The 11,152-nt window shown below is 45.4% G+C and carries 14 protein-coding genes; 1 reads left to right on the top strand and 13 read right to left on the bottom strand.

Annotation, left to right across the window (positions count from 1 at the left end; all coding sequences use genetic code 11):
- A partial coding sequence (locus tag CI595_RS26205; protein ID WP_205728125.1) for a hypothetical protein occupies positions 1-407 on the top strand: 407 nt, incomplete at its 5' end.
- A 6-nt stretch (positions 408-413) separates the two neighbouring features.
- Here CI595_RS26205 and CI595_RS26285 read toward each other — a convergent pair.
- The 13 genes from CI595_RS26285 to CI595_RS25050 all read right to left on the bottom strand — a co-directional run bounded on the left by CI595_RS26285 (position 414) and on the right by CI595_RS25050 (position 10,838).
- Positions 414-1,301 carry a collagen-like triple helix repeat-containing protein gene (locus CI595_RS26285; protein WP_095176340.1) on the bottom strand — a complete coding sequence of 296 codons (888 nt, stop codon included), beginning with the start codon at positions 1,299-1,301 and terminating at the stop codon, positions 414-416.
- A gap of 138 nt (positions 1,302-1,439) precedes the next feature.
- The gene (locus CI595_RS26770; protein ID WP_095176339.1) at positions 1,440-2,075 is read right to left on the bottom strand and encodes a collagen-like protein; all 636 of its coding nucleotides are present in this window, start codon (positions 2,073-2,075) and stop codon (positions 1,440-1,442) included.
- Positions 2,076-2,090: 15 nt separating this feature from the next.
- On the bottom strand, positions 2,091-3,116 hold the full coding sequence (locus CI595_RS25100; RefSeq protein WP_095176338.1) for a phage tail tip lysozyme: 1,026 nt from the start codon (positions 3,114-3,116) through the stop codon (positions 2,091-2,093).
- Positions 3,117-3,128: 12 nt separating this feature from the next.
- The gene (locus CI595_RS25095; protein ID WP_095176337.1) at positions 3,129-5,177 is read right to left on the bottom strand and encodes a hypothetical protein; all 2,049 of its coding nucleotides are present in this window, start codon (positions 5,175-5,177) and stop codon (positions 3,129-3,131) included.
- Between the two features lie 4 nt (positions 5,178-5,181).
- On the bottom strand, positions 5,182-5,538 hold the full coding sequence (locus tag CI595_RS25090; protein WP_095176336.1) for a hypothetical protein: 357 nt from the start codon (positions 5,536-5,538) through the stop codon (positions 5,182-5,184).
- Positions 5,539-8,223, bottom strand: a complete 2,685-nt coding sequence (locus tag CI595_RS25085) for a phage tail family protein (protein ID WP_095176335.1) — start codon at positions 8,221-8,223, stop codon at positions 5,539-5,541. It abuts the gene before it with no gap.
- A 6-nt stretch (positions 8,224-8,229) separates the two neighbouring features.
- Entirely contained in the window at positions 8,230-8,523 is a 294-nt protein-coding gene (locus CI595_RS25080) for a Gp15 family bacteriophage protein (RefSeq protein ID WP_243135256.1), read from the bottom strand.
- A gap of 40 nt (positions 8,524-8,563) precedes the next feature.
- Positions 8,564-8,860 (bottom strand): hypothetical protein, encoded by a 297-nt coding sequence (locus CI595_RS25075; protein WP_095176333.1) that lies wholly within the window; start codon positions 8,858-8,860, stop codon positions 8,564-8,566.
- Complete coding sequence (locus tag CI595_RS25070) at positions 8,857-9,306, bottom strand: phage tail tube protein (protein WP_095176332.1); 450 nt, start codon at positions 9,304-9,306, stop codon at positions 8,857-8,859. Before CI595_RS25070 ends, CI595_RS25075 begins: the two co-directional genes overlap by 4 nt.
- An 8-nt stretch (positions 9,307-9,314) precedes the next feature.
- Positions 9,315-9,707 carry a minor capsid protein gene (locus CI595_RS25065; protein WP_095176331.1) on the bottom strand — a complete coding sequence of 131 codons (393 nt, stop codon included), beginning with the start codon at positions 9,705-9,707 and terminating at the stop codon, positions 9,315-9,317.
- Between the two features lie 2 nt (positions 9,708-9,709).
- Positions 9,710-10,093, bottom strand: coding sequence for a hypothetical protein (locus CI595_RS25060; protein ID WP_243135255.1), 384 nt, complete (start codon positions 10,091-10,093; stop codon positions 9,710-9,712).
- Positions 10,090-10,425 (bottom strand): hypothetical protein, encoded by a 336-nt coding sequence (locus tag CI595_RS25055; protein WP_095176330.1) that lies wholly within the window; start codon positions 10,423-10,425, stop codon positions 10,090-10,092. The genes CI595_RS25060 and CI595_RS25055 overlap by 4 nt, the downstream gene beginning before the upstream one ends.
- Before the next feature lie 5 nt (positions 10,426-10,430).
- Positions 10,431-10,838 carry a head-tail connector protein gene (locus tag CI595_RS25050; RefSeq protein ID WP_243135254.1) on the bottom strand — a complete coding sequence of 136 codons (408 nt, stop codon included), beginning with the start codon at positions 10,836-10,838 and terminating at the stop codon, positions 10,431-10,433.
- Positions 10,839-11,152: the final 314 nt, after the last annotated feature.

Raw genomic sequence — 11,152 nt, 5'->3', positions numbered from 1 at the left:
TAAACTCCGCTATAGTTAATAAAGCAGAAGAATCCGATTTGTCTATTGTTGAAAAAAATATTAACAGCATAAGTACGCTTCTATCGAACGAAACAACAGAAGGAACCACTGGTTCTACAAATAATCAAGGGATATTTAAGGGGCAGTCAGGTATAATGATCCTTTGGGGGGCAAGCCAAACCACTACATTTTCGTATAGTTCTTCAGGAAAATTATATTATCTTGATGTAACTTTCCGTACAAAATTCAAAGAGTCTCCAATTGTAATGACATCACCTAGGTTTACAGGAGGAATCCCAGAAAACGTAGGCACACTAACCACTTCTACAACAAAAACGAGATTAGGATGCAATGCATCTACAAGCGGATTATGGATTGAATGGCTTGCAATTGGTATATGGAAATAAATCCAACTATTTACCTACAACTAAATACATTATAGGCGCAGTTGTTCCTGTTGCAGATGCATTGTGTAACTGTAATCTGCAACCAGTTTTTGTTACGTTATATATTGTAAGTCCCAATACATCAGCCCAAGAAGAATTTGGCATCCCAATGACTATTGGTGTTGAGCTATATGTTTTTGTAAATGATATATCTTTATTTGAAGCAGTTTTTCCGGATACAGTGATTATTGAGGTACCAATTTCAAATTTTAAGTTGCTCAATTCATTATTAATTTGCGACTTGGTGTAATACCTGTCATCTGATTGGTTTTTAGTATAATATCTATTATCATGAACGTGAGATGTTTCAGATTTGTTCTCTAAAGCGGAGTTTAATGCAGTAACAGTATCCTGCACATTACTTGCAGTTCCATCTGCTTTAGTAAATGTAACATTACCTGCCGTCGTTTTGGGTTTAACCTCATTCTGAAGATAAGTCAAAAAGTTGGAAAATAATAGCTTCTTCCCCGTTCCCGTTGCTTCTTCCAATAAAAATGTATCCGTATTCTCAGGTGTCACTTTATTAGCCAAATCAGCCACACGACTGAAAGCAAGGTACTTTGTGTCCTTCAGCCACTTGGATATCTTTCCAAATAACACCGCTATAGAATTCCCTGTCACTAATGCCTCACGGGATACTGCATCTGTAAATGCGATAGGTGTTGCCGCATCCACCTTTCCTGTTGCTCCCTGAGGTCCCTGCGGCCCTGTTGCTCCAGTCAGACCTTTATCCCCTTTTGGCCCCTGAGGTCCAGTTGGACCTGCTGGACCAGCCGGACCTTGCGGACCTATCGCTCCTGCCGCTCCCTTAGGCCCCTGAGGCCCCATTACACTGCCTAAATCAAGTTCGGGCATAATTTTCTACCTCCTAGTATAATAATGGTGTAGTCAATAAGGACTAAAAATTAAAAGTTCCAATATCTATTTGAATTAATAACTGAAAGAGAGATTCTACCTCCATCAGAGATTATGTTAATGGTAACTTAGCTGGACTTATAAGATCATGACCAAATGGCCGTTATCGTCTATCTTATAACCCGGTGCATCTGTGCCGGCGTAGACAACATATAGGTGTCCATCCTCCCGCACCTGGAAGGCATAGACTCCTTTGCTCTCTACCACTGCGGCATCACCACCCCGGTCTCCTTTGTCTCCTCTGTCTCCTTTTGGCCCCTGGATACCCTGAGGTCCCTGCGGGCCTGCCGGACCGGTTGCTCCTATCGGGCCTTGCGGACCTGCCGGGCCATCGAATTCTCCTGCCTGTCTGCGCTTCTCCAGATCATCTGCAGTGGCATCGGCTCTATTGGCAGCTGCCTCTGCAGCCTGAGCCTGTAAGTTAGCTGAGTTTCCGGCGTTATTGGCATACTTTGCTGCTTCCACAGCATTTTTAATAGCTTCACCAACTTCTCCTACCAGCCTGTTGATGACCTCCTGTGTCCGCTCGTCCAACTCGATCGTCAGATCCTCCTCTGTCATAAGGCGCTTAACGACACCAGCGGAAAAGCATACATAAGTTGCTTTCCCATCCCTCACATTAGGGTCTCCCCTCAAGACTACCGCCCATTCCCCTGGCACCATCTTCTGCGGGTCAAAATGGTCATATCCTCCCCGCCTATCCTGTATTGCCATGATATCTCACCTCCCTTATCCTGGTATCCAGCGTACTAAAGAAACACATGTGACAGGAGGCGGAGTGACGCCGCCCGACAGATATCTGCGCACTTCCACCAGCTTACCGGTATGTATATATGTGCTTGCTGTTTTGATGCGCGGTCCAATTCCGGAACCATGTCCTGCAAACTGATCATTACCAAGATACATTTCTACATGGGTGGATGCATCAGGGCTGTCGTTTGGTCCCCAGAAAACAAGGTCTCCGCGCTGTGCGCCTGAAACTCTCTGCATATCCAGTGAAAACACATCTTCATAATCCGGATTGTACCAGACCCGGTCCCCCTGTTCCATCTGTTCCCCGGTCCATGTACCTATCTGGATGCCCGCCCCGCGCTCAAATGCCTTCCACATCAATGACGAGCAGTCACTATACCCCGTAGGTTCGTCAAATACCCGCTGTCTCAGGTTCCAATCATTTGTATAGGTATTTTTACCCACACGGCTTAATACAAGCTGAACTACATCCTCGATCCTGCTTGTCCCATAAGTAAGATTGTTATACCAGTACCGGGCATTCTGTTTTCTCTCCTCCAATTCCAGCACCCCGGGCCGCTCGTAATTCCGCATGAATGCTTCTGCCAGATATTCAGGGGTCTGTGTAGATTTTGTGAATGCAGAAAATGAGAAATTAAAAGAGGAAGTGGCAATCCATTGCTGGTTGTTTGCCACTTCCCATAAAATACATTCCAACTGCCCGTTAAAATATGCTGTCGTATTGCCGTAATTGTTTCCCCAGGGATATCCCCTGGCATCTGCCCATGATGTGTAACCCGTTGCCGGTGTCCACTGCACCAGGCCATACCCGCCTGACATGTTGCCATATATTAAGGATTCCCATAGTCCAGGGTTCATTGTGGATTCTCTTTGCATGTTACCGAGTATTCCAGCGATGGCATTCTGGGTCCAGCCTCTGGCATAGAGATAATCTGCGATATACTGTGCATTGTCTGTCATTTGTGGTTGGGTCAGATATGCGTTACTTATTATTAGTGCCATATTTCTGCCTCCTTAAAATGTCGAACCACTCGCAGTCTTCCCCCCTACACAAAAACCATTTTTAAAGTCCAGGTAACTGCCATCCGAAAATTCAGCCCGCCCAGATTTTGAACCTGGTATGCGTGTACTGCCATCTGTAGCTCCCTCACTTCCAAACGTCCAAGACTTTATAGGCTGTGCATTCTGGAATACCAAACTAAACGTGCCACATTTTTTATGAAATACAAATTGCGGTCCATAATTGAGCACCTCACCTGTTTCGGTACTCAATACTTCGGAGGCATGAATAGAATAAATCCTATCAAGTTTACCTTTTTTTTCAGATATTAGTGTTAATGCTCCTGTTGACATCTGTAAATAATGATGGTAGGGATTATTCTTTGTTGTTATAGTTCCTTTAATCCACGCATTTTCAGCAGTTATACCTGAATTATCCCATAACCCTATTTGATTTCCCTTTTCGTCTAAAATATGCATAGAACCGCTAACATTATTTTCCCCGCCTAACGTCAGGGTACCACCCCTCGCCCAGTCGAAACGAATGCCTATAGCCGACAAAACATTGACCACAGCATTCCCCTGGCTGTCCATGCCAGCATTCCAGGTCTTTCCGCCATCCGTAGAGACCGCAAAGGCATTTGCCGTCATCTTCCAGATGGTATCTGATTCCTTCAGCGTTGGTTTATTGTGCATATAAAAAATGGTGCTGCCATCCTCCAGCTTTTCTTCCGTCTTATATACGCCAAAAGACTGAGTGATCAGACTGGTCAGGGCCTGTACCGACTTATCGTACTCGTTTATCTGTACCTTAGTATTCTTTTTCGCTTTCACAAATGCCTGTGTGGCCTCTGTAAATCTGGATGCGCTGTTGCGGGCCGGTGTTTTTGCATCACAGGATACCGACTGATAATTACCTGTCTGGTAGGTGGTATTTGTAATATAGCACTCATAGGTGTTCTGCTTATAGTCTGTCACGATTGCCGGATCTCCTGCCTCTATGGCGGGGTCTGACAGGCAAGAGAGAGACACTGGACGGAATTTCATCCCTATCAGGCAGCCGCCTAAATAATCTGCTACAGTTTTACCATTTCCCTTACGGATAAAATCATTATCCTTTACCTCCAGCACATAACCTTCCACGCCCGTCATATAAGACGGCGGGGTATCCTGTACAGTGGTGTCCTGCGCCTCCGTCACCTTGATCCCGGTTATTACCACATCGTCTGTAGCAACGTTTATACTGTTTAATGCATACAGATGATGGTACTCCTGTAAGCTCTCAAATGTTCCGCCGTCCAGGCTATCCTCGTCTGTCCAGGGCATGAAACTGCCGCCATCTGCGCTGTCACCAGTCCCGTAGACTGGAGTCCCCTCATCAAAGCTGCCACCATCCATGCCATTATGACGTCCAAATACGGCAGTATCATACCATCCTGACGTCAATCGGCCATATGCATCACACTGCCAGTAACGGCAGGCTATCTGCCCCACCCAGGTCAGCACCTGCCTGAAGGTCAGTGCTTCATCGTCAGGCCGTTCCTTTACTGTGTAATTGCGGTTCGGAAAATCCGCAGATGCCTGCACCACACCACATACACTGCAGGCATCTGCTATGATCTGTCCCAGTGTGGCTGGATACTTTAAAACGCTTTCAGTATATGGCCGGTCAAATCTCGCCATGTTATCATACGCAGTTACGGATATCACCGCACCTGTGAATTTTCCCGGCTCCGCAGTGTATATGCCCTTGGGTATCCATTCAATCTTATCATCTGAAAGCTGCAGCCCAACACTGACATTTATGACTGCACCCTCGAAATCATAGGGATTAAACCTGCCATCCGTATTATCCAGGCGCAGCGTGCATTCACTGATAGATACAGAACCAATGTCAAAGCTGTCTGTACCGGATACCCCTGTTTTAATGGTCAGTCCGTCTGTCATCAGTTCTGTGTTTGTCAACACCATCTCTGTCCCATCCGGGAACCGCATCACTGCCCGCACATGAAATATCCTGTCCTGTACCACAGCTCTTCTGTAGTCCATACTTGTCTTTACCATGTCATCACCTCTGTATAATGTCCACCGTCACACTGCGGTACCAGAATATCCCATCCCACAGGCGGCCTATCTGTTCTTTTGAGATAGTCCCCCGGTATACTTCTATTGTCACATTGATACCGTCATCTCTGAAGGTAAAGGGAAAAAAACCTGCTGTCAGTGTGCGTCTGATGAGAACAACCTCTGATTCCGGGAGCACGCCCCATTTAATGCTGACAGTTTTTTTATCAGCAACCGGATCACCTACCATCGTCCCATCCATTGTACGGCCCGTGTCTGAAGTCCATATGATCTCATCATTAACGGAAATGGAGACGGGTGCCGGCAGCACCACGCCTCCTGCTCTTAAAATATCTTTCATTTATGTCACCTCTACCGGATTATGGCGGTAATTAGCATTACCCAGTGCTCTGTCAAGTGCCCTGGCCAAAAGTTCACCATCCACAAAGAATCCCATCTTCCCGACTGCAGCAATAAACCTTGTCACTGCACTGTTGACGATAGATTCCACATCTGCCTTAGACAAACCGCTGCCGCCTGCGGCCATGACTGCAGTATTTACCATAGCCTGCAGTTTGTCTTCCGGTGCCACGATCTCACCGTAATGGCGGTTATCACCAATCATAGCCAGCCGCGGGGTATTTGCCTTTACAAAACCACCCTGCGCCAAATATGGAATTTGTGGTGCAGTGATTTCTTTAATGTCGAATCCAAATTTTTCGCCTCCATATTTTGGCACCCATTCCGGAATATCAAAACTCAACTTATTAATAGTCTTTATTACCCCGTTTAAACCGCTTACAACTCCTTTTACCAGTCCGTTTACAGCTCCGATAATTAAATTAATCGGTGTTTTAACTATGGATACCATTAAGTCCCATATACCCTTAAATGTATCCTTTATACCTCCCCAGGCTTTCTCCCAATTACCAGAAAACACTCCTGAGACAAAATCAATAATTCCCCCGAACAACTTTTTAACAGCGCCCCATATATTTGAAGCATTTTTTGAAAATCCATTTAAGACCCCACCAAATCCTATAAAACTTTTTGTCCAGTCTTTAGTAAACACTCCTGTAAGGAAATTATCAAACTTCTGAAATTTTTCCTGGACAAAAGACCATACTTCTTTTGCTTTTGCTGAGATTGTATCCCAGTTCTTCCAGAGTAATATACCTGCTGCAATAGCTCCTCCAATGATAAGTATTACCGGATTAAATGCAGATGTTAGTAAAGATAAACCATATTTTACAAGGCTTATCGCACCAGAAATACTCTTAATAGAACTCACGATATTAATAGCAGTTGTAATAAAACCAGATACTTTTGAGACCAAGCTGCTAATTTTCCACGCCGCAAAAAATGAACCGATAATAATGGCCATATTTTGAATAGCCATTGGATGTTCTTTACACCAATCACTGAATTTCTGCAATGCTCCATTAATCTTGTCCCATACCGCCAGGAAAATCCCCCCAGCCCAGCTCGCAAGCGGCTGCAATACAGTATCCCAAAACCACTGGAATAATGGCTGCAATGCCTCCAGGATCCGGTTCACTGCTTCAACAGCGATTGCTAATGTATCAAGGAAACGCGGCACTACCTCATTGGCAGTCCATACCCCCAGTGGCACTAACACATTCTGCCAAAACCACAACAGCCCTTCGCCTACATGAATGGCAAAGGGGGCCAGTGCATCCCACAGTCCACGCAGTGCCTCATTGATATCTTCAAACTTTATATCCATCAGGCCATCATTTAAAGCGTCAACAAATCCGGGAATACCTGTCTGGAAAAGCCAGCCTGCCACTTTACCAAGAAAACCACTGAAAAAATCCCCCAGTGCTGTCTGGGTAAAACTCCCCAGTTGTTTAAGGCCTTCATTCCACAATCGCTTGAAGGAATCTATGGTAGGCTGTATGTTCCTCTGGATATTCAGAAACATATTCTGGAACTTTGAGTCCAATTCGTCAATTACTGTATCTCCTTCAGCCAGGTTACCGTAATTGATATCCATGCCTTTTATTGGTAGGTTTTGTGTCCCGCCACCCTCAGAACCACCCTTATCCTGCAGTTTATTGATCTTATCAAAGCCCATCAGGCTCCTGGATGCCTTCTCTGCCGCTTTTCCGACGTCTTTTGTAGAATCTGTCAGAGAATCTGCCGCACCTGCAGCCGCCGACAGATCAGACGCTGTATCTCTAAATCCGGAACCCGCCTCCGCTTTCTTACCTGTCAGCATTTCTGTAAAGCTCTTAAAAGCTGACGCAGCCGTCATTAATTTCCCCAGCAGCTGGTTCAGCAGCTTCAAAACAGGTGTCAATATATTGATCAGGCCTTGTCCAAGTGCTGCCTTCAAACTATCAAACTGTAGTTTCAACACACGTACCTGGTTGGCCCAGCTATCAGATGTCCGAACGAAATCACCGGATGCTGCTGAAAGCTGTTCCTGCACAAACTGATACCGCAGGGCCACTTTTTCAGCCTCGCTCATTGCCTGCGTAGTCTTACCCCAGCCGTTTGCCATTGCATAGGCATCCAGAGCATTCTGGGTCATTACGACGCCTAAATCTTTTAAGGACTCAGTCTCACCTGTAAAAACAGATTTAAGCTTTGTATATGCCTCATCCTGACTGATATTATAGAAGGATGCAACGTCACCAGCCAGGCCTGTCAAGGTGGTTCCCATGTTATAGGCCTGTTTTTCTGAGAACCCAAAAGCTTGCGCCATTGCGCCAAAGTTACCGGTGAACTGTTTAGCCATCGTCTCCGACAGTCCGAAGCTGGCTGCTGCCGATTTTGCAAACTGGTCAACCTGTGCAGTCATATGTGGGAATGTAACATCTACAACATTCTGCACTTCTGCCAGGTTAGACCCCAGTTCTATACATTGCTTGCCAAAATCGACTATTTTTTTTAAATCAAATGCGGTTGCAAGAACAGATCCTGCTTTTTTGGCAATTCCGGTAATACCGGACATCTGCTTTTGAAATTGATTTTTATTTACTACTAAATCTAGGCCAATCTGGCCTACGCTAAGCGCCATTTATACTCACCTGCCTCCCGCGGCCTGGATAAGAGCCTGCTTCATAGTTTCCAGGAAATTATCCATATCCTCCTGGGACATGTCTTTTGCCGCCCGTGTTCGCCATTCCATCCGAATACGCTTCTGCTCAGGGCTAAATAGCTCCAGGATTTCCGGGTCGTCTTCTGACCGGATAGACACCATCCGGCCCAGAGGCGTATCAGGCCCCAAGCCGGACAGCATATCTTTAAATTCATCCCATTTCATTTGCTGCAATTCCCGTGATAAACGTAACCCGTACTGTGTTTGAAAAGATGATATAACAAGCCCAAAATCATCTATCAGGTCATAGTACGGGTCATTACTCTCCCGATTCTTCCTCGCCTGTTATCAGACTGATAGAAGAAAAGACCAGCGTCTGGAAATCTGCAAACTGCAGCTTCATCTTATCAATCTTTTTGCGGTCCGCTTCACTGAAGATCAGTTCGTACATCTTCACTACATCACTGGGCTGTACATTTTCGCCATCCCCCAATATGCCCATGATCTTCAGGACTGTGGCTGCGTCGGCATTTACTTCCAGCTCTTTGTCTTTTATGACCAGTTTAGGATTCTCCTCAAACTGCAATTTATCTGTAATATCAACTATTTTGCTCATTTTGCTCCACCTCCCGAAGGCAATGTTACCGTCGGTTTTCCATTACTCATCACATCAAATTCCAGCGGTCCAACCTCAGTAGATTTACCGGCTCCCGTATTTGTGATGTTATAAACTGCAGCATCCCAGGAGATGACCGTCCCATCCGGGAACGTCCAGCCAAAATACCCTTCCGCATCCCGTCCATTCTTAAATGTCTTATTAAATACATAGTCGTTTCCGGTATCCCCGATATTTCTTTTGCCGGATACAGAGATGGTGATGCTTTTTGCTGTTGCCAGCCTGCGTACCCAGCCCTCTGTATCAAAGGGATACCATTCTTCCACACCATTATCAAATTTTACAGAAAAGGTCTCCATATCCGCAATGGATGTAGCCCCTTCCTTCGCAGCCCCTGCCTGGAACTGATTTTCATAACAAGGATATACTCCTGTTTTTCCTGCCATATCTTTACCTACCTTTCATAATACAATGTCAGCCAGATGACACGCTCATACACACCGTTATCGTCCGTCCCCACGTCAATAGGCTCCGGTACGTCCAGCTTCAGGTAATTCACATGTTTTCCGGCAATCTCTAAATCTGTCACCTGCATGATCCTGTCATACATGACCTGCGCAGCTTCCTCAGTCTCATTTGCATACTTATTCCAATGAATTAGTATACTGACCTGCCTGCTGGCTGTCTTTGTGCATTCCAGACCTCCCAGAGCGATATTAGGCCTGCCCGATATCTGCCGCTGGTAAACCCCAACAGAGCGCTCCTTCTTACTTTCAACTTTTCCAATGTAGAAATGATCTCCTACACCCAGCGTTTTGACCCAGTCCCGGATATCTGCTAATTCCATGTTCACACCCCCGTAATACGTTTATATATCTGTTTATATGCCTTCTGGCAGTCCTGCTCTTTACTTCCCCCAGGCAGCCAGTCCTCATACCATTCACCACGCGCATAAGGATTTTCTTTTGTCTGGAAATTGTATTCCGGATGGTAATACAAGCGCCTGGCATACGGCTGGGTGGATACTAGAGATACCTTCCCGGATCTACTTTCTGTATAATCAGCAAATGTACTGTCATTCTGTAATGTACCTTCGTCAAATGGCATTACCTGGGCCTGTACCACCTCTGTGTGCAGGTACTCTGCAGTCTGCTCCAAGGCTGTTATCTGGGCTTCTGTAAGAACCTGAATACGGCCCCAGTCCATCTTAATGATTGCGTTAACATTGATCATACAATATCCAGCCTCGTGTAATTTACAGTGCCGTCAGGATTCCTGGCTTTCATCCCCTGCAGGATGTGTCTGGTCTCCCCAAATACTGTGACGGTACCTCCAGAGATAACCGCCGCAGCCGGCGCAATATCGCCACAAAAAAGAGCCGTTCCGGACAACTGTATATACTTCTGCTCATTGTCCATAACAGTCTTTGCACTGTCCTGATAATTACACTGCAGCTCCCCCTCAAATATCAATTCCGGACCGCCATTCTCGTTCAGCCCCTCACTGTATATGGTCACATAAATATCTGTGGTACAAGCCCATTTTGGCACTAAACATGGATACATAAAAATCACCTCAACAATCTGCAGCACAGCCCGGTCTGGCATAGCTGCTCATATACATCACGCCGCATAGGGATGCCTTTCTGGGTAGTCACATTCCAACTCTCACCAAACTGCATAGATACACCATTGATTCCATAGCTTTGCAATATCATGTCAAAAATTTCCCGGTTCTGGAATTCAAAATCTGCCTGCTGACATACAATATCCTGAATAATCTCCTGCTGAAAGGGTGTTATATTTATAAACCCCTGATCCACAATCCTGTTGTAGGTTAAGGAATCAATGTGACGGCTCGCCTGTTTGAGAAATCTTTCCCGGACATTGTCCGACAGTAAACTGCCATTGTAGATATCTGTGTAATACGCTGTATCTGCATATGGTTTGTACATATCACTCACCAGCTTTCTTTGCATGATTTGGGGTCAGCTCGCCCCCACAGCTTTACAAAATTTAAAAACTTCTTTTCCATTATCTTCAGTACTTTCAAAACAGTTTTTATGTGCTGTCCGCACGTACAGTTTTATGTGTGTCTCACAGAACAGTTGATAACCCGGTGTCTCCGTGTAGTTTTAGCCTTCGGGCATAAAAATAAGACGCTTCCCCTGCGTCTTAAATGGCCATGTACAGACCACCTTCTAAGTACCATTAATAAGTCTCAAAAATAATCCTCCTTTCTCCGGCTATTTCTTGAGCGCAAATAAAATACCACCTGTCATTTCTGACTGGT

Origin of the sequence: Blautia hominis (genome assembly GCA_002270465.1) — a bacterium.
GTDB classification, from domain to species: Bacteria; Bacillota; Clostridia; order Lachnospirales; family Lachnospiraceae; genus Blautia; species Blautia hominis.
This window is presented reverse-complemented; position numbering and strand designations above follow the sequence as displayed.

Bases quoted from the DNA above. Each gene is read 5' to 3' on its own strand.
- CI595_RS25070 (WP_095176332.1), bottom strand. From the start codon at position 9,306: ATGGCAGGAAAAACAGGAGTATATCCTTGTTATGAAAATCAGTTCCAG.
- CI595_RS25095 (WP_095176337.1), bottom strand. From the start codon at position 5,177: ATGGTAAAGACAAGTATGGACTACAGAAGAGCTGTGGTACAGGACAGG.
- CI595_RS25065 (WP_095176331.1), bottom strand. From the start codon at position 9,707: ATGGAATTAGCAGATATCCGGGACTGGGTCAAAACGCTGGGTGTAGGA.
- CI595_RS25100 (WP_095176338.1), bottom strand. From the start codon at position 3,116: ATGGCACTAATAATAAGTAACGCATATCTGACCCAACCACAAATGACA.
- CI595_RS26285 (WP_095176340.1), bottom strand. From the start codon at position 1,301: ATGCCCGAACTTGATTTAGGCAGTGTAATGGGGCCTCAGGGGCCTAAG.
- CI595_RS25075 (WP_095176333.1), bottom strand. From the start codon at position 8,860: ATGAGCAAAATAGTTGATATTACAGATAAATTGCAGTTTGAGGAGAAT.
- CI595_RS25085 (WP_095176335.1), bottom strand. From the start codon at position 8,223: ATGGCGCTTAGCGTAGGCCAGATTGGCCTAGATTTAGTAGTAAATAAA.
- CI595_RS25055 (WP_095176330.1), bottom strand. From the start codon at position 10,425: ATGTATCCATGTTTAGTGCCAAAATGGGCTTGTACCACAGATATTTAT.
- CI595_RS26770 (WP_095176339.1), bottom strand. From the start codon at position 2,075: ATGGCAATACAGGATAGGCGGGGAGGATATGACCATTTTGACCCGCAG.
- CI595_RS25050 (WP_243135254.1), bottom strand. From the start codon at position 10,838: ATGCAAAGAAAGCTGGTGAGTGATATGTACAAACCATATGCAGATACA.
- CI595_RS25060 (WP_243135255.1), bottom strand. From the start codon at position 10,093: ATGATCAATGTTAACGCAATCATTAAGATGGACTGGGGCCGTATTCAG.
- CI595_RS25090 (WP_095176336.1), bottom strand. From the start codon at position 5,538: ATGAAAGATATTTTAAGAGCAGGAGGCGTGGTGCTGCCGGCACCCGTC.